Genomic DNA, 26,642 nt, shown 5'->3' with positions numbered 1-26,642 from the left:
CAGCGCTTTTCTCCGTGCTTCTCGCCTCCTGCACCTCGACCGGCGACCCGACGATGTCGGTCGTCACGCCCGGCTACAATTCGACCGCAACCGAGATGAGCGCGGCTTCCACTGCCAGCCCCGTGGCGTCGGCCGATTCGACCGTGCAGGCGGCAGCGGACTCCCCGGAAGCGGCGTCGACCGTGATGAGCGAGGACGACAAGCCGCTGCCGGAAAAGGTCGCCTATCTGCCGGAGACGCGGCCCGGAGCCGCCTTCCCGGCGGTCGCGGTGCCGGCAGGCGCCAACTCGATCGCCGGCAGCACGCCGCAACCGCTGGTCCAGTCGGCGCAGACGGCCGACGAGACGAAACCCGTCGCCGACAAGGTCGCCGCCGGCGACGCCGCCGCGGTCGCATCGCAAGTCCAGGCCGCGCCGGTCATGAACAATGGCGGCGTCTACGTGACGGCCGGCGAGCCGCAGCAGCAGATCGCCGCGCCGAAGAAGAGCCTGTTCGCCTCGCTGTTCAGCACCACGCCGGCTTCCGCTGCTCCCGCGCCGCTGATCAACAACGCGCGCTCCGGCGACCAGCCCGCCGCCCAGGCCAAGACCACGCCGCCGCCGGCAAAGCCGATCGTGACGCTCGCCTCCGCGACGCCGGGCGACAAGCCGGTGCAACTCGCTTCCCTTGGCGACGACAGCGGCAACCACATCACCGGCGCCGATGCCTTGCCCGGCGTGCGCCAGACGGCGCTGTTCGAGATCAAGCGCAAGTCCGGCATCGACGACGAGAGCGACGTCGACCTCAACGAGGACGAAGGCGGCGGCTCCTACCAGGTGGCGTCAGCCGCCGGAATGGCGAGGCTCGCGCCCAACGGCCTCTTGAAGCAGAACGAAAGCGTCGACGTCGCCTGCCTGAAGCCGTCGCTGGTGCGGGTGCTGAAGACGATCGAGGGCCATTTCGGCCGCAAAATGGTCGTCACCTCCGGCTATCGCGATCCGTCTCGCAACCGCCGCGCCAACGGCGCCAAGAACTCGCTGCACATGTATTGCGCCGCCGCCGACATCCAGGTGCCCGGCGTCTCGAAGTGGGAACTGGCGAACTATGTTCGCTCCATGCCCGGCCGCGGCGGCGTCGGCACCTACTGCCACACCGAATCGATCCACGTCGACGTCGGCCCCGAGCGCGACTGGAACTGGCGCTGCCGCCGGCGCGGCGGCGGTGGCGACGGCTGAGCCTCGGTAGAGGGCAGTCGGCCGTCAACCGTCTTCGTTTCGACGAACCTCGCCGCATAAACATTCGCGATTGGCCGAAGCCTTTTGAACTTCGTCATCCTAGGGCGAAGCAGGAGCGAAGCTCCGTCGCGGAGACCCTGGGATCCATGCTGTGACCTTCGCCGAAGAATGCACCGGACCAGAATTCTGCACAGCGGCAACGCTTCAACTTCACGGAATGGATTCTATGGTCTGCGCCGCGTCGCTTCGCTCCTTGCTCCGCCATAGAATGACGACCGCGAGAGGTATTCCGTCTAACCTCCCGGGATGCACGACCAAGTGAGGCCGGAAAACCGCCTCCTGGCTTGCCGAAAGCGTGGTTTTTGCCACTGTTGAAAAAAGTTGTCGCATGTGGCTGCGGATGGGTTGCCGGTTGCGAACAACGCAATTATAAGCCGCTTCGTCTGAGCGCGCCCATCGTCTAGCGGTTAGGACACCGCCCTTTCACGGCGGTAACAGGGGTTCGATTCCCCTTGGGCGTACCAGCAAATTTCCCGCGAAATACACCACCATGGACAGTGTGGACGAGATCGCTTCCGTTCAAGAGGCGCGTCCGCGTCGAGGCATGGGTGGAAACGCGCTATTAACGTCATTCGCCGGTGACAGTAGGTCAACCTCAACCCGAAAGCGTAAAGTTCGGCTCGCTCTCAGCTATGGAGGCGGGAATGAACTTGCTTCGGGTAGCGCTCTTGTGCGCGGCCATGATCGGTCCAGTGGGCATGTTGGCCGTTCGCGCTGAGGATCAGCCTGCTGCGCCGAACGGTGGAGCGGAGCCAGAGCAGCCGCCGGTTCATTGCGAAGGGCAGAATTGCCTGCCTCCGGCCGAGAACCCCGTTCTGGACTGCAAGGGCCAGGATTGCACGCCGGCAGCTCCGACAACTGATCAGATGCCGGCACCGGAGATCGAGAAGGTCAAGTAAGCAGCATCGGCTTATATCGCTCTCAACGAGGCGCCCGGCGGCTGGGACGGCACAATCGACGGCGCCAGGCCTGAAGTCGTCGATGTTGACGCTGGTCCGCGCCAGCGCGTCGCCATAGGCAGCGCGCCATGATCGGGATGGCTGCCTGGTGAAGGCCGAATAGCCCGGCTTATTTTATCCTGAACCGAGCTATCCGGCAGGGCCAGGTTCCCCTTGGCCTACCTTTTCAAGCGCCAGTAAGAGTGCCTCTGGGTCGATTATGCCCCATTCGGAAAGGTACATAACCTTGATTGCTATCTGTTCGCGGTCGTCTACGCGCGTGACCTTGTGCTTTGCGCAGTAGTCGCTCACGGTCCTTGCCAAAATGGTGACCTCGATAGGATCGGCTATCCTGTGCCTCAACATGCCGCGAATTGTAGTCCCGAAATGGGGCCGTCACGAGTCATTTTGAGGGCGAATTGTGGCTGATTCCCCATATGAAAAGCCCGCCGCAGGGGGAGAATTGGCGGCGGGCTTTCTGCTCTTGGGACTTATGTGCTGGCGGCCTTACGGGGGATGATAACCGCCTTTCTAGATAATGGTGGGATTAGCGTTGGGTTCCCTGCAGTTTTACGGGACTGTCAAATATACAATCGCCTTCGAAAAGGCTCAGGACCTTGACCGCGACACCACAGCGCGAAGACGATACACCCAAAAAAGATAGCTGCGAGTTCGATTGGAGCGGAACTGAGGTCCGGGGCAAAGGTCATGCCTATCCTTGCTGCCCTGCCGCGCAGCGCCGTCACTTTGTGAATGGTTATCTCGTCACGAGCCTATCGGTTTGGCCTGTCCTCACGCATGATATTGTAGAGGAGCAGGCCTGCCAGTAACGACACGATGGCGCCCGCCATGTCCTGGCCAGTCAGCCCTGAATAATATGCGAATGCGAATGCCAACTCGGCCATGGTTCCGCCCAGGATGTGCTTACCCGAGAGAACCGTTAGGCGGCGCCAATGTTCCTCCCGCTACGGAAACGGCGTCCAGCCCTTGCGCTTGTCGGGCGTTACCGCATGGTTCGTAAATTGCAGGTTCCGGTCATCGCGGCCGGCGGCGCGGCAATCGTGGCAGAAGATGATCTTGATCAGATCGCAATGCAGGCAGGGCTGATCGGGGCCGAACCGCTTAACCAGTTCCGCAATGTCAAGCGCTGCCTCCTGCTTGCATGTGAGGCAGTCGACCGACAGGCCGTGCCGGCTTCGAGCTTCTTGCCGAGCGTGTCTTCTGTGAAGGGTCGTCATGGCGATCCTCGCGAAATGGGGGCGCCGCACCGAGGAGGATTATATTCCTGATGGCCAGCTTCTTAGCAACCGACCTCAAGCGGAATTCCTCAGGAATTGTAGATGAGCGATATGTTCTCGCTGAGCCGCTTCGAAAGCCTGCAGCATCACCACCGCGTCGTAGATGGGAAGCCCTCGTTCCGCTAATCTGTCGATCAGGGCACGCTGGCGAGCGATGCGCTCGGCTCCCTCGCGGACGTGGCGCTCTGCCATTTCCATGAGGCTTTCCCGGCGTGGCATTGCACCTTCAGGCCCGCCTCGTTGGTGACAATCGTCTCGGCTTCGATGATGAAGCTTTCCGCATCGAGCGACGCGGCCTCCTCCGCGAGCGGCCGATATTTGGCCGTCCAGTCTATCCCGGTCTTGGTGTAGAGGCGGATGCCGTCGGCGTCCTTGATGAGCTGGGTGCGGTAGCCGTCGAATTTGACCTCATGGGTCCACTCACCGCCTATGGGCGGCTGCTCGACCAGTTCCGGTTCCATCGGCTTTATGAATGTCAGCCGCTCACCAACGTTACGCATGCACATATCCCGACTTCCGGGAACATTTTAGCAAAATTGAATGTTTAATTGATTATGGCGACCATGGACACTGCGGAGTGCCGGGCAGCGCTTACCCTCATAAGGCGTACGATCGAGGAATATTGCCCGCCGGGCGTGCTCCCGAGCGAAGAGATGGTCAATGGGCCTTGCGGGCCGGATCTGATCCATGAGGCAGAAGCGTTGGCAACAGCCATCGTCGCGACCGCCGAACATCTATCGGAGGCTCTCCGAACAAATCTCCGTGAGCAATAGCTGAAAGCAATCGTCCACTATACTATAACCTGGTCGAGGCAATGCGATGTCGAACGTCTACGACCTTGGGACCGATCTGGTGCGTCGTATCTATGAAAAGCGCATAGATGCACCGGCGATTCTTGATACCGGCACCCATTTTCCCAATGCGACGAAGTTTGCGGCCGCCTGGCGGAGCATTCGCGACGAAGCGCTGTCGGTGCAGTTGAACAGGGTGCCGCGTTTCCACGACATCATGCCTGAGCAAGCCGAGATCTCGGCCAAAGACGGCCTCGACTGGCGCATGTTCGTGCTCAAGGCCTACGACATGACGATCCCGGAAAATCTGGCGCGGATGCCGACCCTCAGCCGGCTGCTGTCCGAATGCCCCGAGGTCAAATCGGCGGCTGTCTCATTCCTGGCGCCACGCAAGCACATCCCGGCCCATCGCGGTCCCTTTCGCGGCATCATGAGATTTCATCTCGGCCTGGTCATTCCGAAACAGGCGGATGGCAGGCCGGCGACGATCATGATGATCAACCACGAGGAAAGGCGGATCTCCGACGGCGAGTGCATGCTGTGGGACGACACTTTCGAGCACGAGGTCATGAACAACGCCGATCAGGCGCGCATTGCCTTGCTGCTCGATGTGTGGCGTCCGGAAATGCCGCTGGACATGGAGATCCTGTCCAGACTGATCGTTCGCGGCGTGCAGGTGGGAATGCGCTACCGAGGGGTATCTTTCGCCGGTTGAAGCTTTACGCCCTCGCCTCGCGAAAGCCTCTTGCGCTGCCGCCGCGCCTGACCGGCAACATCATGTCCCTGGCGAGCAGCCCGCTGACGCGGCAGAAGGCCATGAAGGCCCGGCAAGCGTCCTCCGAGCTTGCCACATCGACCGTCGCGCCGAAGCAGGCGTTGAAGGCGGCGTCGTAGACCTTGCCCTGCCGGCGCTTCGGCCAGTTCTGCAGGAAGTCGAGCGCCTGCTCGACGCTGTAGATTTCCTCGACCGGCAGGCCAGGCGCGGGCGTGATGCGCACCGGCACCTCGAATTGCAGTCTGTCCATTCCCTGTCTCCCGAACCGGCGCAGGTGCAGCAACGCCGTTCGTTCCGAAAAGTTGCTTTTTCCGCCTTCTGGCCCACGAATGTGACCTCAGTGCGGTAAGCGGTCCGGCGCTCGGGTGCGGCAGATCGGCACTCTGGTCACATCGTTTGACAGGGCGATGCAACCGCCGTCGCCCTGTCACAGGTTTCTCCATCCAGGGCGTCTACTGGTTCGCCGGATCCGTCTCCGCCTCGTAGGCCACGCGGGAGACCACCATCAGCAGAGAGGCGGAAGGCAGGGCGAAGATGGCGGCGAGCACCAGCGCGGCCGTGCCTTCCATGCGAAGCGTTGCGGCAACGGCCCAATAGACGGTGCCGATGCAGATGACTGCCTGGACAGCGAGAAACAAGGCTGCCGCGGCAGCGCGCGTGAGTGTCTGGAACGTCCTGATACGTTGCATCGAGAAATGTCCAATGGACGCGCCACGCGACCGGCGGACAGCCGATAGCCGTCGCCAGCTTGCGGCGCGAAGGAATGTCTGGGGTGTGAAGGCGGCGGTCGGCGACCGCGAACTCAGGCGGCTGGTGGCGCCCGAGGCTGGTTGGCGTGCGAGAACGGCGCAGCCGCAAGGACAGGCGCGATGCGCGCCTGCGCCGGCAAAGCCTGGCCGGCAACGAGGAAATCGGCAACAGAGGCGAGCGCGCCGGGATTACCGCTGACGAGCTTCATCGGCAGCGGCCGGCCGGCGCGGGCTTCGACGGCCCGCGCCTTGGCGGTGACCCTCGGCAGTGCGAGCGTTTCGCCCTGCCGCTTTGCGCTGATGCCGGCGCCGCCCGAAGCCGCCGCTATGGAAGCGGAGACTTCAGCCTGGGTGAAACCCACCAGCGCAAGCACGAGCAGCGCCATCAGGGCCGAGCATGCGGTCCTGACCGGCAGCAGCGTCGATCTTGCGCGTTCCAATGCCGTCAACGGCACAAATCTCCTCTATCCATCCCGCCCTATCTCATGGGGCAACGAAAGGAAAGCTTGCCACGACCCGCACGCGCCGACCCCTGCGCCGGCGAATATTCCGCGCGGCAAACCGGTTGAAGGCACTTCGTCCTTGAACCTTGCGCCTTCCGGTGCCAAATCTGGAGAAATTTTCCGCATCGGCTCGCGACAGGAGCCAATCCGCGAACGGACACGAATGGTTACCTATCTCGACGCCGCGACGGCCCCCTTGAGAAACACCGGGCAGATCCGCCTTTACGGCGAGGAAGGCTTTGCCGGCATGCGCAAGGCCTGCGACCTCACCGCGCGCTGCCTCGACGAGCTTGTGCCGATGGTGAAGCCCGGCGTCACCACCGAGGCCATCGACCGCTTCGTCTTCGAGTTCGGCATGGACCAAGGCGCCCTGCCGGCGACGCTCAACTACCGCGGCTATACCAAATCGTCCTGCACCTCGATCAACCACGTCGTCTGCCACGGCATCCCCGACAACAAGCCGCTGAAGGACGGCGACATCGTCAATATCGACGTCACCTATATCCTCGACGGCTGGCACGGCGATTCCTCGCGCATGTATCCGGTGGGCACGATCAAGCGCGCCGCCGAGCGGCTGCTCGAGGTGACATACGAATGCCTGATGCGCGGCATCGCCGCCATCAAGCCCGGCGTCCGCACCGGCGCCATCGGAGCCGCCATCCAGACCTATGCCGAGGCCGAGCGCTGCTCGGTGGTGCGCGACTTCTGCGGCCACGGCGTCGGCCAGCTTTTCCACGACGCGCCGAACATCCTGCACTACGGCACCGCCAACGAAGGCGTCGAGATGCGGCCCGGCATGATCTTCACCGTCGAGCCGATGATCAATCTCGGCCGCCCGCATGTGAAGGTGCTGTCGGACGGCTGGACGGCGGTGACGCGTGATCGCTCTCTGTCGGCGCAATACGAGCACACGATCGGCGTCACCGACACCGGCTGCGAGATCTTCACGCTCTCGCCGAAAAAGCTCGACCGGCCCGGCCTGCCGGCCTAGTTTCCTGGCCAAAGCCTGAAGGGGGAGAGGCAGGCCATGGGAAAAAACGACGACGACCGGGCGTTCTTTTCCGAAGCCTGGGTCGAACCGCCGCAGAAGCTGCAGAAAAAGACCCTAGCGGCGGAGAAGCCGCATTATCACGGCCATCGCGACCGCCTGCGCGAGCGCTTCGTCGCGGGCGGCGCGGATGCTCTGCCCGACTACGAGCTGCTCGAACTCCTGCTTTTCCGGCTCATCCCGCGCGTCGACACCAAGCCGATCGCCAAGGCGCTGATCGCGCGCTTCGGCTCGCTGGCCGAAGTGCTGGGCGCGCCGGCGTCCCTGCTCGAAGAGGTGAAAGGCATCGGGCCGGCCGTGGCGACCGATCTCAAGGTTGTCGCCGCCACCGCTCAGCGCATGGCGCGCGGCCAAGTGCGCGGCCGCGAGGTGCTGTCCAACTGGACGCAGCTTCTCGACTATTGCCGCTCGGCCATGGCCTTCGAGCCCCGCGAGCAGTTCCGCATCCTGTTCCTCGACAAGAAGAACGGACTGATCGCCGACGAGGTGCAGCAGACCGGCACTGTGGACCACACGCCGGTCTATCCGCGCGAGGTGGTGAAGCGGGCGCTCGAACTTTCCGCCAGTGCCATCATCCTGGTCCACAACCACCCGTCCGGCGATCCGACGCCGTCGCGCGCCGACATCGACATGACCAAGCAGATCATCGAAACGGCGAAGCCTCTCGGCATCGCGGTGCACGACCACGTCATCATCGGCCGCAAGGGCAACGCCTCGATGAAGGGCCTGCTGCTGATCTGACGGCTGCCCGAACATGAAAGTGGGCGCCGATTTTCAGGAATCATCCGACGGTCGATCCGCCTACGGCTCGACTGAGACGCGTGTATTTCGGACCAGCCGGTCAGTTCATTAAAAGAACCAGGGCGGGATGCAGCTTCTTCAAATTCGGCAATGATTTTGATTGCCAGGGGATGCCTGGCGTTCCGCGCACGACGAGCCGAACATCGGGATGCTTGCGCACCTCGATGGTAAACTTCGCCAGCAGGTTGATGCCGGAAGAGTTGAGAAAGTGAAGGTCCTTCAAATCGAGCGTGATGGTTGCGGGATTTGAGGCAAGAACACTGTTCGCCAATGTCATGATCGGCGCACCGGCCTCTGAACTGGCAAGCCGCATTGCGCCGTCGAAAAAAATATCGCTTCCTTCGATCCACACGCGGTAGTCGTCCGTCTTGATTTCCATCGCTGGCTTCGTTTCATCTAGTTGGTGGTCTGCGATATCGGAATGGAGGCGTACGTTTCCAGGCAAATCCGATCGCTTTCATCAGCGGAGCTGAATATCCAGGCCAAGCGTGCGCCATAGTCGCTCATCAGCGTCAGCAATCCCAGTCCGGAGCGCGCCACGTCGGGATTCGCGGCATTCGCTTCAATTCGCTGTATCAGCAGGTCCTTGGGGTCGCCAACCGTGATGTCCGCCAGGAGACTTTGGAACTCAGACGCGTTTTCACCGTCGACGTCGTTCGACACCTTGAGCTTGAAGCACTCCGAATCCATCGACGCTTCGATCACGATCTCGCCCGGTGCGCGAAACTTGACGGCATTTTCGATGAGCTCGTTGGCGAGATATCCGATGCTATGCCGTACTTCCAAGTAGTCATTGCGGGACGACTGGAAGCGCAGCGCGAAAAGATCGGCGATGAAGTCCGAGGTCGTGGCACAATGGCGCCAACTCAAGTCGAGAGGTCCGTCGAACAGCCGCAGGCGACTGACGCTCTCCTTCATCCCGATTGCGATGTCAGGGGTACCGAACAGCTCTGTCATCCTATGTATGCCTTATGATCACGAGGGTGATGTCGTCGTGGATCTTTTGGACACCGATATGGGCCATCAGATCATCGATGATCCCGGTCTTGATATCCTCGGCGCTCCTGCCGTGACGCTTTTGCACGCTTTGGCAGAGGCGCTCGAACCCAAACAATCTTCTGTCTTCATCTTCCGCCTCGGTCACGCCGTCGGTGTGGAGCACGATCACGTCGCCGCTCCCGAACACAATGTCACGCGTGTCGATGAACTGCGAGATGTCATTCTCCAGGCCGACCGGCAGACCCAGATCGAGCGTATCGATGCGTTCGACGTCCCCATCCGCGCGCACGACGAGAACGTCCTCATGCTGGCCGGACAGCGTTACCCGTCCGTCCTCAAAATCGAGGAAGGCCAGCGAGAGGTGCTTGTCGGTGTTCGTCCGCTCGATGTTCTTGTAGATCGCTCTGTTCAGCCGAACCAGAAACTGATGCGGATCGCCTTCGTTGGCCTCCTGCAGGGCGCGTGCAACGGATTGGACCATCAGCATCAGCACGCCGCTTTCCAGACCATGGCCGGTCACGTCGCCGATGCCGATCTTGACCCGTGATCCGTTCTGCAGGACGTCGTAATAGTCCCCGCCGACCTCGTCGGCCGGCCGCATATAGGCCGCGATCTCCAGCCCCGGTATAGCCTCGAGCTCGAATGGTTTCGGCAGGACCATCATCTGGATCTGCCTGGCAACCGCGAGCTCGGCGCCGAGCCGGATGTTCTCATCCCGCAGCTTTTCGTTGAGCGCGGAAATCTCCTGATTTGCGTCGCCGAGCTCCCTGGTTCGTTCGTCGACGAGTTGCTCGAGGTTTTCCGTATGGAAGCTGATCTGCTCAGCCATTCGATTGAAGGCGACCCCTACCGCTCCAACCTCGTCGCGCGTTGGAATGCTGACGCGGACTGAATAGTCTTTGGACTGGAGCTTCTGCGCGGCGCCGGCAAGCGCCCTGAGTCCCGCTGTGATCCGCTTCGAAATCCCGAGCACGGCCGCAAAAACAATCAGAAGCGAAACGGCGATCGCGGCGACCTGAAAGAGCAAGATGCGATTGGTCGCGCGGGAAATACTCTCCTGCGCGGCGAACAGGGACGCATAGATCTCGCGTTCGGGAACGACGATTCCGACCGACATCGCTTCGGACTTGATCGGTCCCGAGCTCCACAGATTGGTCGGCTTCAACCTCTTGAGGACAACAATGTAGGGTACGCGTTCGCCCTTGTTGTCGAGCATGATATGTTGAATGACACCGTCATTGTTCTGGTCGAGAGGCAGCGACGCAATAGCCGGCTGCGTGCTTCCCCGCAGGGATCTCTCCAGGCCGGTGACCCCCTGCGTGCCCGCATCGCTGGATGAAGTCAGGCCGATGATCGCCTGGCCCGAAGGATTGATCGCCACCACGTTGCCGGTCGACATGGTCAGGAAGCCGAACCCGGTTTCAGCGATCTTCACGCGCTCGACGACTTCCGCGAGCTGATCGAGAGTGATATCCGCACCCGCTACACCGGCGATACCGGTGCGATCGCGCGTCCACAAGGGGTGGAAAAAGCTGACGATCAGCTTTCCCGTGATCGCATCGGTGTAAGGCGCTGTCTGAGTGATATCGTCGGGGACCGGACGTGAGGCCGTTTCCTTGGCCCATTGCTGCCATGACCCGTAGATTCCTGGAAAGAAGAACTCCCAGAATTCCGCCTTGTTGTGGCCTGGATAGAGTCGGTCGAAGGTCTGTGCCTGGTCCGTATAGGGTACCGTCCTGAAGATCGGCCGTTCCTTTGGACCAATGTAATACATCTGCAGTTTTGGCGATCCGCTGGCCATCAGGGTCGGCGCGACGAGATCCAGAACGGTACTGTCTTCTATTTCCCGCTGAACGTCCGGCAGCGGAGTGTGGTCGGCGCCCAGCAGATAGCCCCAGACGCTTATCACGGAAGGCGCGCCCGGCGGATTCTGCGCCCAATCGCCCTTTGCGTCATAGACGACCTTCACGGAGCCGGGCGCTTGATGCGAAAGCGTTGCTCCGACCTGTTGCTGCCTGCTCGGATCGTCGATCTGGGCCTGCAGGACGCCGGCCAGCGCCTTCACGTCCCCATGAACCCGATCGAGCAGGAGGTCGGCGCTTGACGCTGTCGATTCGGCATAGGAGCGAATGTATTCCTGGTTTGCGGTCGTCAGGCCCTCACCGACTTCCGACGTGGCGTCGCGCGACAGTTTTTGAACGTTCCAAAGCGCCAGGCCACCGCTCAGCAGGAGGTCGAACAGCACGGCGCCGCCAACAACCAATACGAATTTCGCTCGAAAGGAGCGTAGGCCGAAACGCGGTGTGCGCTGAGCGTCGGCTTTCATTGCGGCCGCCGCCCCGATGCGACCCAGATCGGCCAGCCCGCATACCCCTTGGGGTGGAGCGCAGCGAAAATGTGGTCCTGGAATCCCTGCCGGAACCGTGCGACGAACTCCGGCCCATCGCCGCGTTTGGCGGCCATTTCGCCGGCATAGACATCCGACCAGGCTACAATGACGTCGGCGAAGTCCTGCGGATCGCCGTCCAGGTTGGTGACCATGAAGGTCTCGATACGTATGTCTTCGAGCCCGGCTTCAATCAGGTATCGCCGGCTCTTGGGTCCGAGCTCGACGTCCATCTCGAAATGCGCGAACAGCTTCGCCACTTCATTGTAGGTCCAGCGAATGCTTTCGGCGCGCGGCTCGCCGAGGCAATGCGAATTCTTCTCGTTGGTGATGTAGACCCGCCCGCCCGGCTTGCATATGCGGTAAAGCTCCTTGAGGATGAGTTCGGGCCGATTGAAGATTTGAAGCGAATGTCGGCAAGTGACCAAGTCGAACTGCGCTTCATCAAGCAGCATTTCCGACGCGTCGCCATAAGTATATTCGATCCCCCGGATATCGAACTCCCGCATCACTTGTCGGGCGTAATTCAGGCTGGATATGGAGTGGTCGAGGGCGACGATCCGCGATGGCTGGAACTCCTTCTGCACGAGCACGGCGAAATCGCCGATCCCGCAACAAATGTCGGCCATGACGATCCCAGGCCTCATGCCGTGTCGCGGCAAGATTTCACGCTCGTGGCGCCAGGTCATCTTTGTCTGTGTGCGCAGGATTGGAACGAACCCGCCTTCCTCCAGGAAGCCCTGCCCCGGGTAGAATTCGCTGTCATACTCCTCGACCGTGATATTCGGCTCGAGTCGGGTCAAGCGGCCGAATTTTCGCGAGGTCCAGCCGACCACGCTTGACGTGACGACGACGAATTTGAGATCGGGTCGAGCGCGACAGGCGTCGATGATGATCCTCGAAAAGGCGTAAAATGCAGCGTTGTTCATCTGCGCCAGGCGTCTGACATTGACGTAGAGAACACCGCGCACACGGCCGATCGCCTCACGAAGCAACGCCAGGCTGGGCCCAAGCTCGTCGATGGCCTGAGGCCGGACCACCCCAGATATGGAGAACTCCTGGCTGTTCGCGTCATATTGCGCCTTGAAGCGCGGGAGAAGGTTGTAAGGGCTCAATGTTGCAGGCCCTCAAGCGGAAGATCCACGACAAGCTTGATCGCATCGCCTTCGGCTTCCTCGACCCTGAGTGTCGCGTTGTAGTCGACAGCCAGTTCCAGGAGGACCACCTCCCGGCTGGGCGCGAGATCGCCAGACACGGAATTGAGATATCGCTCCCTTGCCTCGGATCCCGCGACTTGCGACACTGCTTCTTCGTAGAATTGGCGCTCCTCCGGCACGCAAGGAAACGTCAGTTCGATCCTGTCCGTCGCGCCATGGCGAGATACCCTGCACGCCAGTTCGCCGTCGGCGTGGCGCGTACGAAAGGCGACTTCCAGCAATTCGTTAAAGGCGGAAGAAAAGAGATTCGAATGCCGGACCGAGTCCGATCTGTTCTGACTGATCATCCGGGCCATATATGTCGAGACATAGTCGCAGTGTTTCCAAGCGGAGACAAAAGTCTTGATTTCCATGTCGATCTGGATCATCGGCTCAAAAGTAGGCTGGCCAGCCATGTCACGGTGAACAGATCGCATCGGCATCCTCTCCTATTCCATCCGTTTTCGAGCCTCGGCGGCGCGATGATCCCCGAGACCGCAATCTGGCTGCCTCGTGATGAACCCGTTCCGCGCGACAGAAATTGCGCGGTATCTGCCTCGATCGATACTACAACTCCCAACTTAACAAAGGGCGCAACGCGCTAGAGCGCCCGATCCGATTCCTCCATAGCGCGCGCTCCCTTCGGCCGGGGCCGCCTGATGAAATCGCTGGTTGCCTCGGCCGCAAGCGGCCGTCCGAGGAAATTGCCTTGCAGGCAATCGCAATTCTCCTTGATCAGCCACCGTGCCTGTCCCAACGTCTCGACCCCCTCGGCGGTCACGCTTATTCCCAGGCCGTGCGCCAGATTGATGATCGATCGCACGATCGTTTGGCTTTTGAGATCGGTCTCCAGGTCTGCGATGAAGTACTGATCGATCTTCAAAGTGTCGAACGGAAAATTCTTCAAATAGCTCAACGATGAATAGTACGTTCCAAAATCGTCGAGCGAGATTCTTATTCCCAAGACATTCAGAGTATTTAACGTGTCGAGATTGTCGATCGTCCTCTCGAGAAGAACCGTTTCGGTTATCTCGAGCTCGAGTCTTTCAGCCCGGATTCCAACCGCGTCGATGACCTGAGCGACCGTGTCTGTCAGCGAGCCACTCAGGAACTGTGCCGGCGACAGGTTAACCGCGACCGTCAGCGAAGAAGGCCACGTCAATGCCTGGCGACAGGCCTGCTCGAGCACCCACCGTCCTATCTCGTCCATCAGACCGTCGGCCTCGGCGATGGGTATGAACACGCCAGGCAGAATGGTGCCGATCTCGGGGTGCCGCCACCGCAGCAGCGCTTCGAAACCGATCACCGACGAAGGAGGCCGAATGAGCGGCTGATACTCCAGATAAAGCTCTTCCCGCTCCAGCGCGGTTCGAAGGCTGCGCCTCAAATTCTCGCGTTGCTCGAGCAGGAGCAGCATCGAACGGTTGAACGTCCGAGCGCAGCCGCGTCCATCTGTCTTGGCTGCGTAAAGAGCAATGTCGGCGGCTTTCATCAGCTGCTCGCCATCGGTCCCGTGCTCCGGCCCGAAAGCAATTCCGACACTCGAGCCGACGAAGACGGGAATGCCGTTGATGACGAAAGGGTCCTTGAACGCGCTGACCAGCGATGCGGCGAGGCGTTCGGCTTCCGCGGGCTGCTCCTTGCCCAATTGGATGACAGCGAACTCATCGCCGGCATAGCGGTAGGCGGATTCGCCATCCTGCAGCGTGTCGCGGATTCGACCTGCCGCGAGCTGGAGAAGCGTGTCGCCTGCTCCATGGCCGAGCGTGTCGTTGACAGCTTTGAAGTCATCAAGGTCGATTTGCAGCAGGGCGGCTTTCGGCTTTGGTCCGCCGATGCTCGCCAGCGCTTGCTGCAGTCGCTCGCCGAATCGCCGCCGATTCTGCAGTCCGGTCAGCACGTCGTGCGTCGCCTGATGGAGCAGAATCACATGTTCCTGCTCCTCCGCTGCGCTGCGCTCTCCCAGCCCCCGCGATTCGATGATTCCCACACCATTTGCGGTGCCGAAGACGTAGACCGACCGGAACGCTTCGCCCGACGACCGCGGCAAGTCGATGCTTGCCGGGGAGCCGCCCTGGAATACCCGAAGAAATTCGTCGCGACACCGCGCATCGAGGAAGCTCGGGTAGATCTCCCACACGGCGGCGCCGTGCGCCACCGCGCCTCCGTACAGGCCTTTGAGCTTGGCTGCGTAGTGCGTTAGGCGAAAGTCGCGATCATAGAACGACAGAAGTTCGGTCGTATTCGCCAAAAGGTCAGCGAGAAGCGCTTCGCCCGCACGTGAAACATCGCTCGAGGAAGACCCCTCTTTGTCCGTGCCGACGCCTGATGCCTCTGGGCGCAAAAACCACCTCCATAGGCGGTGCAAATTAGCGTCCCCCAGATTAGAAATAGCATAAGGAACAAGCTTGGCAAACTTTCAACTCGCCGTTTCAACAAGCGCCGCCTATGCCGTAATTGCAGTGCACGCTCCGCTGCTATTGGCGGCAGGTTATCCACACGATGGACGTTCATTGATCGTTAATAAATCGAAAATTGACAGATACTTTGCGCCGCGCCGATCGTGATTCGAAATATTGCGACGCACAGGACGGAGCGACGTTCGCGGGGGCCGGGTTCGATCAAAGACCTGGCGATTCGATATCGGCCTTTCTCGAATATCTGGTTTCCAGCCACGTTTTCGACGGTCCGCTCCTGTAGGGGCTGTCGGCGCGTTTCGAGATGACGCCACCGCGCCCTGTCTTCTCGATGACGCGAAAGATAGCCAGCGCATCGCCCTCAAAATGCTCGCCGTATTCGATCTTGCCGACGCCAGGCTCAACTAGTTGCCGAAGCGCGTGCTTGCGCTGCAGCAAGGGCAAGGGGCCAAGATTGCGACCGTCGAGATGCAGGATGTCGAACGCGACGAACACCAGACGGCTCGGCTCGTTCCAGATCGCGGCTTCCAGCGCAGGGGAATCGGGTGCACCCCGCTCGCCTGACACAATCACCTCGCCATCGAGAATGGCAGCCCGGCATGGCAGGTCGACCGCCAGCGCGATGGGCCAATATTTTGTCGTCCAGTCACGGCCGTTCTTGCTATAGAGACGCACGCCACCTTTATCGATGATGATCTGCGTCCGGTAGCCGTCGAGCTTGGCCTCATGAACCCACCCCTGATCCTGGGGCGGCTGCTCGACAAGAGTTGGCATCTGCGGCGGAATGAACTCCAGCCGGTCGCCGTCCAGCTTGTCGCGCTTACCCAACTACGCCACCATCTTTGACGGATAGCGGCGGCGCGAGCGGCACAGGCAATCCGGTGTCCCCCAACTTGGACACCTGCCGCCTGTGCCGAGCCCCCACTAGCCATTTTGCGACGGAATGAACACCAGCCGGCCGTCGCCCCGGCCTTTGGCACGCTTACTCAACTGCGCCGCTACCTCTGGCGGTGAGCGGCACAGGCGATCCGATGCCCCCTAACTCGGACACCTGCCGCCTGTGCCGAGCCCCCACTAAGCCATCGGGCCCCCACTAAGCCATTCTGCAACGGAATGAACTCCAACCGGCCGCCGCCGGCCTTGGTACGCTAACTCAACTACGCCACTATCTTTGACGGATAGCGGTGGCGCGATCGGCACAGGCGGTGTGATATTCCCCCCAACTTGGAAACCTGCCGCCTGTGCCGAGCCCCCCGCTAAAGTCATCGCGAACATCTACGAATAAGGTCGCATTGTCGTTAGCTGCGCATCCAAATACTTGTCCGGGCGTACATATCTCCATATCGGCGCGGCATCGCTCCGAAGGCTTGCGCTATTTCGGGGGGCCGTCAGTCCCGCAGCCGCTTTGCCCAGAAGCGGGATTGCCGCCGGCACCCGGCAGACTTGGGCGCATTTCGATGAACATCGCCGATCTCGATCGGGCCGACGCTGTGCTCAGCTTCCAAGCGCCTTGAGCCATCCTTCAAAGGACGAGGCGTTCTCGTGCTCGCCAAGCGAAACAGAGTGGGCGGGGCGCGGCAACACCATCGTCCGGCGCCCTTCTCGGGGGCTGTAACCGAACTCCTTGCTGAATGCTCGGCTGAAATTAGCTGCTGAACTGAACCCAAACGCCTCCGCAATTTGAACAATACGCCGGCTGTCCGTCGGATCGCTGAGCGCAACATGGGCTGCCAAAAGTCGGCGGCTTTGAATGTAATGGAGCACACCACCGCTCGGTTCGAACAGCTGGTAGAGACGGGACCGCGAAACACCGAGCGCCCGGCACATTGAATCCGGCGTCAGACGAGCCGCGTCCAGGTTGTTTTGAACGTACCGACGCGCCCGCTCCATCAGCGCGACACTCGCCAGCTGTTCGGCCGCAGCGGCATGTTCGGCCGGAGGCGCGAGGCACGCAATGATCATGCTGCGCGTCGCGTGTACGATGCGGGGCAGGTCGTCCGCTGTGAGGCTGCGCAGTCTTGTTGCGATGCTGTCGACGTAGTCGATCAAGAGATCGGCAAAATTGCCGGAAAGGATCGAATTGTTGTTTGCGTCGAGGGTTGCGGCCGCATCGGCGAACAAATCGCGCGGCAAATAGAGAAAGAGACCTTTGGATTCCGTCGCCCTCCCGCGAAACGGGTAGCCGAGCGACCTGATCTCCAGTTTGCCAGGCTGTCCCTCCGCGACGCGGCGATTGACCTCCGTCCATGACCGGCCGCTATGTGGCAGGACGACATACCAGTGGTCGATCGAACTGGACCGAAGCTTGGCGGCGGAACGGATGTAGCTGTGCGCCGGCGCCTGCTGCTCGACGATCAACATGCCGCCAAGATTCCAAGCCGTGTGGGCCGAGGGGAAGCCGTCCTCCGGCGACTTGTTATCCGGCAGGCTGATCTCGACAAGCGGCGCTACATGCGCTTGCCAGGCAGCGAATTGATCCTTTGGCGCCAGTTCCTGCGTTGAAAAGCACAACGGTTCCAGCGCCGGCGCGATTGGCGGGGCCACCTCGTTGTGAGGTTGAACGTCGCGCGGCCAACGACGACGCTCACGCTCCGGCGCCCGCCCGGTATGCGCCTCGTCTTGCTCCTTAGCGTCCATCGCGCGTGGTGCCATATCCGAATCCGGTATGCCCATGCCCCCGCAATCATGTGGTGTATCCAGGGTATCTGGCAAGCCTGTCGACCGCATCGTCGATCACGCTGGGTTACAACAAGAAATGCATCCCGAGATAAGTTTCTGGATGCGAGGCTAACGACACACTTCAGGCTGGTGCCTATAGATTCCGACATCGTCAAAACGACGTTGAGGAGACCACGAAATGAACGAAAAGCTAAAAGGAGAAGCGCGCCGCAAGATAATTCTTGATGGATACGTCAATAACGAACCATTGAAAGACATTGCGGCAAAGATCGGATGCTCACTGGCGAGTTTGAAAGTCAGCGCCAGCAAACTTGGCTGCACTCGAACTCCAAAAGAAGCGGCTGACTTTCGACGCGGCTTCAGCATACCGGAAAACAAGCGACAGGACTATCACCAACTTATGACAGTCGGGCAATATAGATCTCGCGAATGCGCACAGATTTTGGGATTATTGACAACGCAATCGCCGATCATGGAGTAACATTACTAGAAGGCTGTGGACAACATCGTTCAAGCCTCGGTGATAAAGGCCCGCCGCGGAGAACGGCCGGCGGGCCCGGAAAGGTTCGCTCAAATGCTGCGTCGCCGTTTCAATCGCACCTGTCTTAGCCCTCTCGATCTGGCTGTTTGCGAACGCGTGTTCAATCAGGTCTGCGCGGATGAACAGCTCGATCCCTTGGACCCGGACGCCGAAATCTTGGCGGTATTGGTTGTGGCCATTTTTCGCAATGCTCACACCAACGAGCGCGAACTGCTGGAGGCGGTCAAAGCTCGCCGACAATTGACCACGACAGCCGCGCGGATGCCTAAAATTACCAATTGATCACCCGCCTGCGTCATCAAGCCGGGCCATTTCGCCGCTCTCACTCGGAACGCGGCTTCGCTGCCGGTGCGGACCGCAAATATCGACGGGCGATAAGAAACGGCTCGATCCGCCGTCGCAACCGTCGCGACCTCAAGGCGGCAGCCGGCTCGATCGTTGCGCGCAGAATGGCAACACCGGCACGAAGGGCTGCTGCCGATCCAAAGCGGTACACCGCTCCCGGCGGTTCGAAAAGTTACTTTTCCACCGGCAAGTAGTCGGCTCTGGAATTTCAACCACAAATCACGCTAAGATGACCCTGGCATCCGCCGGGACGGCTTCGCGCCCCCTCGGAATGCCGGGAGGACGGGACATGGCCATTGCGCTTGTACTCGTTTTGATCGTCGTGGGCTCGGTGTTGTTCCACTTCCTGAGCCCATGGTGGTGGACGCCGATTGCGTCGAACTGGGACTATATCGACAACACCATCATCATCAGCTTCTGGATCACCGGCGTCGTCTTCTCCGCCGTTGTGCTTTTCATGGCCTATTGCGTGTTCCGCTTCCGCCATCGCGAGGGCAACCACGCCGCCTATGAGCCCGAGAACAAGCGGCTCGAATCGTGGCTGACGGTCGGCACCGCGGTTGGCGTCACCGCCTTGCTGGTCCCTGGCCTGTTCGTCTGGAGCCGCTTCGTCAACGTTCCCACTGGGGCGGCCGATATCGAGGTTGTTGCCCAGCAATGGCAATGGAGCTTCCGCCTGCCCGGCAAGGACGGCAAGCTCGGCACGTCCGACACCCGCGACGTATCGGCTGAAAATCCGCTCGGCATCGCGCCCGGCGACCCCAACGGCCAGGACGATATCGTGGTAGAGGCGGCAGACCTGCACTTGCCGGTCGGCAAGCCGGTCAAGGTGCTGTTGCGCTCGATCGACGTCCTGCACGATTTCTACATCCCGGAATTCCGCGCCAAGATGGACATGATCCCGGGTTCGGTCACCTATTTCTGGTTCACCCCTACCAGGACCGGCACCTTCCAGGTCCTGTGCGCCGAGCTGTGCGGCCAGGGACACCCGCTGATGCATGGCGTGGTCGTGGTCGACACCGAGCAGGACTATTCGGCCTGGGTCGGCCAGCAGCAGACCTTTGCGCAGTTGTCGGCGCCCAAGCAAACGGGCTCGGCGAGCCAACCGACAGGAAAGACGATGGCGTCCGCTTTGGACGTCGCGGCAAAACTCGAAACGCTCGAGGCCCGCTGAACACGGCACGGAGGTGCTCCGATGGTCGACGTCACACCGGCAGATGCCGTCCCCCCCGCCGAAGTCGGGGAGGTGGAACTCTACCATCCGCACAGCTGGTGGACGAAATACGTCTTCTCGCAGGACGCCAAGGTCATTGCCATCCAGTATTCGGCGACGGCGACGGCGATCGGCCTTGTGGCGCTGGTGCTGTCCTGGCTGATGCGCCTGCAGCTCGGCTTTCCCGGCACCTTTGATTTCATCACCCCGGAGGCCTATTACCAGTTCATCACCATGCACGGCATGATCATGGTGATCTACCTGCTCACGGCGCTCTTCCTCGGCGGCTTCGGCAACTACCTCATCCCGTTGATGGTCGGTGCCCGCGACATGGTCTTTCCCTATGTCAACATGCTGAGCTACTGGGTCTATCTGCTCGCCGTTCTGGTGCTGGTGTCGAGCTTCTTTGCGCCGGGCGGACCGACGGGCGCGGGCTGGACGCTTTATCCGCCGCAGGCGATCATGACCGGCACGCCGGGCGGCCAGGACTGGGGCATCATCCTGATGCTCTCCTCGCTCATCCTGTTCATCATCGGCTTCACCATGGGCGGCCTGAACTATGTGGTGACGGTGCTGCAGGGCCGCACCCGCGGCATGACCCTGATGCGCCTGCCGCTCACCGTCTGGGGCATCTTCACCGCCACCGTCATGGCGCTGCTCGCCTTCCCGGCGCTGTTCGTTGCCTGCGTGATGATGCTGCTCGACCGTGCGCTCGGCACCTCCTTCTTCATGCCGGCGATCGTCGAGATGGGCGAGCAGCTGCAGCACAATGGCGGCAGCCCGATCCTGTTCCAGCACCTGTTCTGGTTCTTCGGCCACCCGGAAGTCTACATCGTGGCGCTGCCGGCCTTCGGCATCGTCTCCGACCTTATCAGCACTCATGCGCGCAAGAATATCTTCGGCTACCGCATGATGGTCTGGGCCATCGTCGCCATCGGCGCGCTGAGCTTCGTGGTCTGGGCGCACCACATGTATGTCAGCGGCATGCACCCCTATTTCGGCTTCTTCTTCGCCACCACCACCTTGATCATCGCGGTGCCGACCGCGATCAAGGTCTATAACTGGGTGCTGACGCTCTGGCGCGGCGACATCCACCTCACCATCCCCATGCTGTTCGCGCTCGCCTTCATCGTCACCTTCGTCAATGGCGGCCTGACGGGCCTGTTCCTGGGCAATGTCGTCGTCGACGTGCCGCTCTCCGACACGATGTTCGTCGTCGCCCATTTCCACATGGTCATGGGCGTCGCGCCGATCCTGGTCATCTTCGGCGCGATCTATCATTGGTATCCGAAGGTCACCGGACGGATGCTGGACGAGACGCTCGGCCGCTTCCATTTCTGGGTGACCTTCCTCGGCGCCTATCTGATCTTCTTCCCCATGCACTATCTCGGCCTGATGGGCATCCCGCGGCGCTACGCCGAACTGACCGACATGACCATCATGACGGAGTCGGCCCACCACCTGAACTCGTTCATCTCCATCATGGCCTTCATCGTCGGCTTCGCCCAGATGGTGTTTCTGTTCAACCTGGTCTGGAGTATCCGCCATGGCCGCGAGGCCGGCGGCAATCCGTGGCGGGCAACGACGCTCGAATGGCAGACGCCCCATACGCCGCCGGTGCACGGCAATTTCGGCAAGGAGCTGCCGATCGTCTATCGCTGGGCCTATGATTACAGCGTGCCGGGCGCCAAGGAGGACTTCATCCCGCAGAACGTGCCTGGTTCCTTCGGCCTCGGCCCTTCCAGGGAGCCAGCATGAGCGTCATCCTGGTCTTCTTGGCTGTGATCGCAGGCTTTGCCGGGTGGTGGCTTTCGCACCAGCGGCTGACCGCGAAGCCGTGGCTCGAGCAAGGCCTGGCGGGGGATTTCGTCGGTCTCGATCGGTCGGCGCTCCCCACCGCCAAGATCGGCCTCGGCGTCTTCCTCGCTGTCGTCGGCTGCCTGTTCTCGCTCTTCACCAGCGCCTACTTCATGCGCATGGGCCTGCCGGACTGGCAGCCCCTGCCGTTGCCGCGCCTGCTCTGGCTGAACACCGGCGTGCTGATGCTGAGCAGCGTCGCGCTGCAATGTGCCGTGGTCGCCGCGCGCAGAAGCCAGCCGGACATGGTCAGGCTCGGTCTTGCAACGGCCGGACTGACCGCCCTCGCCTTCCTTGCCGGCCAGTTGATGGCCTGGCGGCAGTTGACCGAAGACGGCTACCTCTTGGCCTCCAATCCGGCCAACAGCTTCTTCTATCTGATCACCGCAATGCATGGTCTGCACATACTGGGCGGGCTGGTCGGCCTCGGCAGGACGAGCGCGGCCGCCTGGAACGGAGCGCGTCCGGAGCGGCTGCCCCTCAGCGTCGAGCTGTGCGCCATGTATTGGCATTTCCTGCTTTTTGTCTGGCTCTGCATCTTCGCCGTTCTGGCCGGCTGGGCGGCGACTTTCATCGACATTTGCCAACGGCTGCTGACCTAGGAGACCGGCGATGGCCGAGACGACCCTGATGCATACCGACCGGACAGCGCCCCGGCCAACCGGCTGGCAAGGCATCGCCGCCGACTGGGCCTCGGATCAGCGCGCGTTCAAGAACGTGTCCTGGGGCAAGGCCATGATGTGGATCTTCCTGCTCAGCGACACCTTCATCTTCGGTTGCTTCCTGCTTTCCTACATGACGGCGCGCATGTCGACGCGCGTGCCATGGCCAAACCCGAGCGAGGTCTTCGCCCTGCGCATCGGCGGCTCGGAGATCCCGCTCATCCTGATCGCCATTATGACCTTCGTGCTGATCTCGAGCAGCGGCACCATGGCCATGGCGGTCAATTTCGGCTACCGCCGCGATCGCCGCAAAACCGCGATCCTGATGCTTTTGACCGCCGCGCTCGGTGCGACTTTCGTCGGCATGCAGGCCTTCGAATGGACCAAGCTCATCACCGAAGGAGTACGGCCCTGGGGCAACCCCTGGGGAGCCGCGCAATTCGGATCGTGCTTTTTCATGATCACCGGCTTCCACGGCACCCACGTGACCATCGGCGTGATCTTCCTGATCATCGTCGCGCGAAAAGTCTGGCGCGGCGATTTCGACGTCGGGCGCCCCGGGTTCTTCACCAGCCGCCGGGGCCGTTACGAGAATGTCGAGATCATGGGTCTTTACTGGCACTTCGTCGACCTGGTCTGGGTGTTCATCTTCGCGTTCTTCTATCTTTGGTGAGAGGCGGGCTTTGAGAGGAAGACATGGCTGAAGCAACCGCAAACGGTCTCGGGCAACACGCGCTGCACTCCACTCACGATGCGATGGCCGCCGCCAAGGCGGACACGCATCAGGAGCACCCGATCAAGCTCTATCTGGTGGTCTGGGCATGGCTGTTCATCTTGAGTACCTGCTCCTATCTGGTCGACTATTTCGGCCTCCACGGTTACCTCAGATGGTCGCTGATCCTGATCTTCATGATGCTCAAGGCAGGACTGATCGTCGCCGTATTCATGCATATGGCTTGGGAGCGGCTGGCGATGATGTATGCGATCATCCTGCCGCCGATCCTGGTGCTGGTCTTCGTGACGATGATGGTCTTCGAGGCCGACTATACGCTTTTGACCCGTATCGCATTTTTCGGGCCCGGCCCCTGACGCGGTTCGAGTCCGGCCGCAGCACAACCAGCCGGGCACGGTGGGGCCTGCCATGAAACCATCGGGCCACCGGTCCGTTTTTGGTTTGGCGTGAGCGTCGTAAACTCAAGCAGAGGACGCGGACAATGACGATAGCAAACAGACTGAGAGACTTTATCGACGGCAAGGGCATCCCCTACGACACCGTCGCACATCATCGAACCGCCACCAGCAGGCAGGCCGCCATCGCGGCGCATGTGCCCGGCAGCATGATGGCGAAATCCGTGCTCGTTCATCACGAGCTCGGCTATGCGCTGGCGGTGGTCCCAAGCACCCACAGGATCGAGCTCGCCAAGCTGCAGGATGTCATGGACAAGCGCCTCGGCCTCGCTTCCGAGGACGAGGTGGTATCGCTCTTCGATGATTGCGACATCGGCGCCGTACCGCCGATCGGCGCGGCCTATGATGTGCCGGTCATCCTGGACGAGAGCCTCGGCGAGGCCGCCGATATCTATTTCGAGGGCGGCGATCACAAGACGCTCGTGCATGTCAGCGGCAAGGATTTCCGCAACCTGACCACAGGCGCGCGTCAGGCACGGTTCAGCCACCCGGCCCTGTAGGAGAGTACCGACACTTTCGCCGGTGCTCTTGACCTCGGCCGGTACTCCGGACCGCTACCCGTGACGGGGTTCGCTCAGGTCGCCGGTCTTGGCACGGCCGGCGCTTCCACCACCTTGCGATACACGTGCCATGTGGCATGGCCGAGGACTGGCAGCACGACCGCCAGCCCCGCAAACACCGGCAGCGATCCGATGATCAGCCCGACGGCGACGATAAGTCCCCAGACGGCCATGACGATCGGGTTCGCCAGCACAACGCGCACAGATGTGTGAATGGCTTCATAGGCGCCGACATCGCGATCAAGCAGCAGCGGGAAAGCCACCACCGTGGTGCACAACACGACCACGGCGAATACGAACCCAATGACGTGACCCAGCACGATCAGGCTCCAGCCGCGCCCGGTTGCGAATATCTCGGTGATGAAGCTGGACAGCGACGCCGGTGGCTCGGGGCCGAACAGCTGCTCGTAGAAAATCTTGGCGGTCAAAAGCCACGTGATGAAGATGGCAAACAGCATGATCCCGACCGCGGCGATTGCCGGCAGCGCCGGGGAATTCCTGACCTCGAACGCGTGGCGCCAGGATGTATCGAGACCGGCTTCCCGTCTGCGGCTGATTTCGTAGAGGCCGATCGCCGCGAACGGGCCGATCAGCGCAAAGCCGGATACCAGTGGAAATAGCAGCGGCAGCGCGTTCGCCCCCGATGTCCAGGTCGCGAGCACCACGCCGACGAGCGGATAGATCATGCACAGAAACACGATGTGAGAGGGTTTGACCATGAAGTCGTCGATACCGCGCCTCAGCGCATCAAAAAGATCGGAAATACCGATCTTTCTCACTCTCGTATGCTCCAGCGTTTCGCTGGCCCCTGCAATCACGTGAAAATTTGCCATGACCATTCCTCCAGACAAGGTCCGGCAAGGTCGCGGATATGACGGTGCAACCGCTCTGCGTGACTGGCACGCAAACCGCGACCTGCACCGGCAGCCAACATACTCCTTCGTGCCCGATTTGTCGTCTCTTCATTGGACCAGGCGCGGTGGCCAGCCGGCGCTATACACTGGTTCCACAGGTTTTTTTGCAGTATTCTCCTGTAGCGCCGCGCGTCCCTGGAGGGGCGCGCAAAGGACGCGGGATCACTTTGATTGGCCCATGATCCTGTCCCGATTTTCGGGATCATGCGCCCGGTCGAAGGCGAATATCATGGACACGCGGACGCTTCTCATACTCGGCCTTGGCATCCTTATTCTGCTGGTGTTGGGATTCTTTGCCCTGCCGGCATGACGGCGCCGGGCGCGGCACTTCAGCAACGCAATCGGCCGGGGCGGGCCGGCGACCACCGACGAGCCTATGAGAACCCGCTTACTTGGAAAACTGCTTCAGGTAAGCGATGACGTTGGCTACGTCCTCATCGTTCTTGAGACCGGGAAACGCCATCTTCGTCCCTTTGACCATCGCCTTGGGGTCGTGAAGATATTTTGTCAGCGTAGGCTCGTCCCATTTGATGCCGGATTTTCCAGCTTCGATCATGGCCGTGGAATAAGTGAAACCGGGATGCGTGCCTGCGGTGCGCCCGATGACGCCGTTCAGAGACGGGCCGACCTTGTTCTGGTCCTGGTCGGCGATGTGGCAGACCTTGCACTTGGTGAAGACCTTCTCGCCTGCGGCAGCATCCTGGGCCTGCGTTGGGCTTGCGAGGAAGGGTATAGCGGACAAGACGATGAAAAGCGCGATTGAGCGCATGGCACTTCCTCCCTGAACGTCGTTTGCGCCGGACGATCCGCACCACACCAGCCCGCTGGCGTGCCCTGCACGGTAAAGCGGAATATTCACGTCCTTCGTGGAATTGCGGCATCTGCATACCACAGAATCCTCGCAGTGGGTAGAAAAAGCCCGCGTTTGCGAAGCTTTAGGCCGCGCGCGGACAGGTCACGGCGGATCGGTGTTGCAGCTTGAGGCCATCTGTCCGATCGCCTCGGACAGCCCGGCGAGGTCGAAATCGGCCTCGCCGCGTCCGGACAGCAGGCCGAAGCGCCAGGACAGCAACAGCCGGCTCGCCGAAACCAGCCGCTTGATGCCGTCATCGCCTTCCCTGACCAGAAGCTTGCCGCGTGGCCCGACGGACCAGCTTTCGTCGAATTTGCTGCCGCCGTCGAGCATGACCGACATGGTGATCTTGCGGCTGGCCGACACAGCGTCGTTGAGCTGCAGCCATTCGCTCCAGCGCGGTTCGCCGCCCGGCCGGCAGGCCAGCGTCAATACCGGACTGTAGCCCAGCGCGCCGTTGCCGGTGATCAGCTTGTTGGTGGCGTAAAGCGATGCCGTCACCTGGCCGTCGCTGCCGGCATCGACGCGCCAGTTGCCGAGATCGGGTCCGGCCTGTGCCACACAAGCGGTGGCAAGCAAGAGCGCCGCGGCAACAACCACGCCCCTCGTCTTGAATGCCATGATCACCCGTGCCTCCAAACGACCCTGCCGAATG

The 26,642-nt window shown here is 61.3% G+C and carries 28 protein-coding genes and 1 tRNA gene; 14 read left to right on the top strand and 15 right to left on the bottom strand.

Translation table 11 applies throughout. The features are described from left to right. Positions 1–53: 53 nt before the first annotated feature. From EN874_RS01125 to EN874_RS01115, 3 genes are all read left to right on the top strand, one after another. Positions 54–1,214 (top strand): YcbK family protein, encoded by a 1,161-nt coding sequence (locus tag EN874_RS01125; protein WP_245513469.1) that lies wholly within the window; start codon positions 54–56, stop codon positions 1,212–1,214. Between the two features lie 449 nt (positions 1,215–1,663). Next, positions 1,664–1,738, top strand: a tRNA-Glu gene (locus EN874_RS01120). Positions 1,739–3,222: 1,484 nt separating this feature from the next. Further along, a complete protein-coding gene (locus EN874_RS01115; protein WP_127428140.1) occupies positions 3,223–3,501 on the top strand; it encodes a hypothetical protein in 279 nt (92 codons plus the stop codon). A 143-nt stretch (positions 3,502–3,644) separates the two neighbouring features. Here EN874_RS01115 and EN874_RS01105 read toward each other — a convergent pair whose 3' ends face one another. Beyond that, positions 3,645–4,010 (bottom strand): hypothetical protein, encoded by a 366-nt coding sequence (locus EN874_RS01105; protein ID WP_127428138.1) that lies wholly within the window; start codon positions 4,008–4,010, stop codon positions 3,645–3,647. A gap of 319 nt (positions 4,011–4,329) precedes the next feature. On the opposite strand from EN874_RS01105, the gene EN874_RS01095 reads away from it, so the two are divergent. Further along, a complete protein-coding gene (locus EN874_RS01095) occupies positions 4,330–5,016 on the top strand; it encodes an aspartyl/asparaginyl beta-hydroxylase domain-containing protein (protein WP_127428137.1) in 687 nt (228 codons plus the stop codon). A 4-nt stretch (positions 5,017–5,020) separates the two neighbouring features. Here the strand turns inward: EN874_RS01095 and EN874_RS01090 are convergent, their stop codons facing one another. From EN874_RS01090 to EN874_RS01080, 3 genes are all read right to left on the bottom strand, one after another. Then, positions 5,021–5,326, bottom strand: a complete 306-nt coding sequence (locus EN874_RS01090; RefSeq protein WP_126088808.1) for a DUF982 domain-containing protein — start codon at positions 5,324–5,326, stop codon at positions 5,021–5,023. Between the two features lie 202 nt (positions 5,327–5,528). After that, the gene (locus tag EN874_RS01085; protein ID WP_127428136.1) at positions 5,529–5,765 is read right to left on the bottom strand and encodes a hypothetical protein; all 237 of its coding nucleotides are present in this window, start codon (positions 5,763–5,765) and stop codon (positions 5,529–5,531) included. A gap of 113 nt (positions 5,766–5,878) precedes the next feature. Further along, positions 5,879–6,274, bottom strand: coding sequence for a hypothetical protein (locus EN874_RS01080; protein WP_245513400.1), 396 nt, complete (start codon positions 6,272–6,274; stop codon positions 5,879–5,881). Between the two features lie 217 nt (positions 6,275–6,491). Here EN874_RS01080 and map point away from each other — a divergent pair, with 217 nt between their 5' ends. Next, positions 6,492–7,319 (top strand): type I methionyl aminopeptidase, encoded by an 828-nt coding sequence (gene map / locus EN874_RS01075; RefSeq protein ID WP_127428135.1) that lies wholly within the window; start codon positions 6,492–6,494, stop codon positions 7,317–7,319. Between the two features lie 36 nt (positions 7,320–7,355). After that, the gene (radC, locus tag EN874_RS01070; RefSeq protein WP_127428134.1) at positions 7,356–8,117 is read left to right on the top strand and encodes a DNA repair protein RadC; all 762 of its coding nucleotides are present in this window, start codon (positions 7,356–7,358) and stop codon (positions 8,115–8,117) included. A gap of 100 nt (positions 8,118–8,217) precedes the next feature. Here radC and EN874_RS01065 read toward each other — a convergent pair whose 3' ends face one another. The 8 genes from EN874_RS01065 to EN874_RS01030 all read right to left on the bottom strand — a co-directional run bounded on the left by EN874_RS01065 (position 8,218) and on the right by EN874_RS01030 (position 17,827). Then, on the bottom strand, positions 8,218–8,556 hold the full coding sequence (locus EN874_RS01065; protein ID WP_127428133.1) for a hypothetical protein: 339 nt from the start codon (positions 8,554–8,556) through the stop codon (positions 8,218–8,220). A gap of 17 nt (positions 8,557–8,573) precedes the next feature. After that, positions 8,574–9,134 carry an ATP-binding protein gene (locus EN874_RS01060; RefSeq protein ID WP_168247332.1) on the bottom strand — a complete coding sequence of 187 codons (561 nt, stop codon included), beginning with the start codon at positions 9,132–9,134 and terminating at the stop codon, positions 8,574–8,576. A 1-nt stretch (position 9,135) separates the two neighbouring features. After that, on the bottom strand, positions 9,136–11,502 hold the full coding sequence (locus EN874_RS01055; protein WP_127428132.1) for a SpoIIE family protein phosphatase: 2,367 nt from the start codon (positions 11,500–11,502) through the stop codon (positions 9,136–9,138). Beyond that, the gene (locus EN874_RS01050; protein ID WP_127428131.1) at positions 11,499–12,677 is read right to left on the bottom strand and encodes a class I SAM-dependent methyltransferase; all 1,179 of its coding nucleotides are present in this window, start codon (positions 12,675–12,677) and stop codon (positions 11,499–11,501) included. The genes EN874_RS01055 and EN874_RS01050 overlap by 4 nt, the downstream gene beginning before the upstream one ends. Then, complete coding sequence (locus EN874_RS01045; RefSeq protein WP_168247379.1) at positions 12,674–13,174, bottom strand: ubiquinone biosynthesis methyltransferase UbiE; 501 nt, start codon at positions 13,172–13,174, stop codon at positions 12,674–12,676. Before EN874_RS01045 ends, EN874_RS01050 begins: the two co-directional genes overlap by 4 nt. A gap of 185 nt (positions 13,175–13,359) precedes the next feature. Then, positions 13,360–15,009, bottom strand: coding sequence for a bifunctional diguanylate cyclase/phosphodiesterase (locus EN874_RS01040; protein ID WP_127428231.1), 1,650 nt, complete (start codon positions 15,007–15,009; stop codon positions 13,360–13,362). Positions 15,010–15,379: 370 nt separating this feature from the next. Then, the gene (locus EN874_RS01035; protein ID WP_127428129.1) at positions 15,380–16,003 is read right to left on the bottom strand and encodes a DNA ligase; all 624 of its coding nucleotides are present in this window, start codon (positions 16,001–16,003) and stop codon (positions 15,380–15,382) included. A gap of 666 nt (positions 16,004–16,669) precedes the next feature. Next, positions 16,670–17,827 (bottom strand): AraC family transcriptional regulator, encoded by a 1,158-nt coding sequence (locus EN874_RS01030; protein ID WP_245513398.1) that lies wholly within the window; start codon positions 17,825–17,827, stop codon positions 16,670–16,672. A 205-nt stretch (positions 17,828–18,032) separates the two neighbouring features. On the opposite strand from EN874_RS01030, the gene EN874_RS01025 reads away from it, so the two are divergent. The 8 genes from EN874_RS01025 to EN874_RS00990 all read left to right on the top strand — a co-directional run bounded on the left by EN874_RS01025 (position 18,033) and on the right by EN874_RS00990 (position 24,160). Continuing rightward, positions 18,033–18,335 (top strand): hypothetical protein, encoded by a 303-nt coding sequence (locus EN874_RS01025; RefSeq protein WP_127428128.1) that lies wholly within the window; start codon positions 18,033–18,035, stop codon positions 18,333–18,335. Positions 18,336–18,350: 15 nt separating this feature from the next. Continuing rightward, complete coding sequence (locus EN874_RS01020) at positions 18,351–18,677, top strand: hypothetical protein (protein WP_127428127.1); 327 nt, start codon at positions 18,351–18,353, stop codon at positions 18,675–18,677. Between the two features lie 352 nt (positions 18,678–19,029). Beyond that, a complete protein-coding gene (locus EN874_RS01015; RefSeq protein WP_126088797.1) occupies positions 19,030–19,914 on the top strand; it encodes a cytochrome c oxidase subunit II in 885 nt (294 codons plus the stop codon). 21 nt (positions 19,915–19,935) lie between these two features. Continuing rightward, entirely contained in the window at positions 19,936–21,711 is a 1,776-nt protein-coding gene (ctaD, locus tag EN874_RS01010; RefSeq protein WP_127428126.1) for a cytochrome c oxidase subunit I, read from the top strand. Beyond that, the gene (locus EN874_RS01005) at positions 21,708–22,412 is read left to right on the top strand and encodes a cytochrome c oxidase subunit 3 (RefSeq protein ID WP_127428125.1); all 705 of its coding nucleotides are present in this window, start codon (positions 21,708–21,710) and stop codon (positions 22,410–22,412) included. The genes ctaD and EN874_RS01005 overlap by 4 nt, the downstream gene beginning before the upstream one ends. 10 nt (positions 22,413–22,422) lie before the next feature. Further along, the gene (locus tag EN874_RS01000) at positions 22,423–23,145 is read left to right on the top strand and encodes a heme-copper oxidase subunit III family protein (protein ID WP_127428124.1); all 723 of its coding nucleotides are present in this window, start codon (positions 22,423–22,425) and stop codon (positions 23,143–23,145) included. 23 nt (positions 23,146–23,168) lie between these two features. Next, a complete protein-coding gene (locus tag EN874_RS00995) occupies positions 23,169–23,561 on the top strand; it encodes a cytochrome C oxidase subunit IV family protein (RefSeq protein WP_126088793.1) in 393 nt (130 codons plus the stop codon). A gap of 125 nt (positions 23,562–23,686) precedes the next feature. Continuing rightward, a complete protein-coding gene (locus tag EN874_RS00990) occupies positions 23,687–24,160 on the top strand; it encodes an aminoacyl-tRNA deacylase (RefSeq protein WP_127428123.1) in 474 nt (157 codons plus the stop codon). Between the two features lie 74 nt (positions 24,161–24,234). Here the strand turns inward: EN874_RS00990 and EN874_RS00985 are convergent, their stop codons facing one another. From EN874_RS00985 to EN874_RS00975, 3 genes are all read right to left on the bottom strand, one after another. Then, on the bottom strand, positions 24,235–25,053 hold the full coding sequence (locus tag EN874_RS00985; protein WP_126089800.1) for a DUF2189 domain-containing protein: 819 nt from the start codon (positions 25,051–25,053) through the stop codon (positions 24,235–24,237). Between the two features lie 469 nt (positions 25,054–25,522). Then, positions 25,523–25,903: a cytochrome c family protein gene (locus EN874_RS00980; protein WP_127428229.1), complete on the bottom strand. Its 381-nt coding sequence runs from the start codon at positions 25,901–25,903 to the stop codon at positions 25,523–25,525. A gap of 186 nt (positions 25,904–26,089) precedes the next feature. Further along, the gene (locus EN874_RS00975; RefSeq protein ID WP_126088791.1) at positions 26,090–26,608 is read right to left on the bottom strand and encodes a hypothetical protein; all 519 of its coding nucleotides are present in this window, start codon (positions 26,606–26,608) and stop codon (positions 26,090–26,092) included. Positions 26,609–26,642 lie beyond the last annotated feature (34 nt).

The organism is Mesorhizobium sp. M1D.F.Ca.ET.231.01.1.1 (genome assembly GCF_003999155.2).
In the GTDB taxonomy this organism is placed as follows: Bacteria; Pseudomonadota; Alphaproteobacteria; order Rhizobiales; family Rhizobiaceae; genus Mesorhizobium.
Note: the sequence above shows the minus strand (reverse complement) of the source record. Positions and strands in the feature narration are given on the sequence as shown.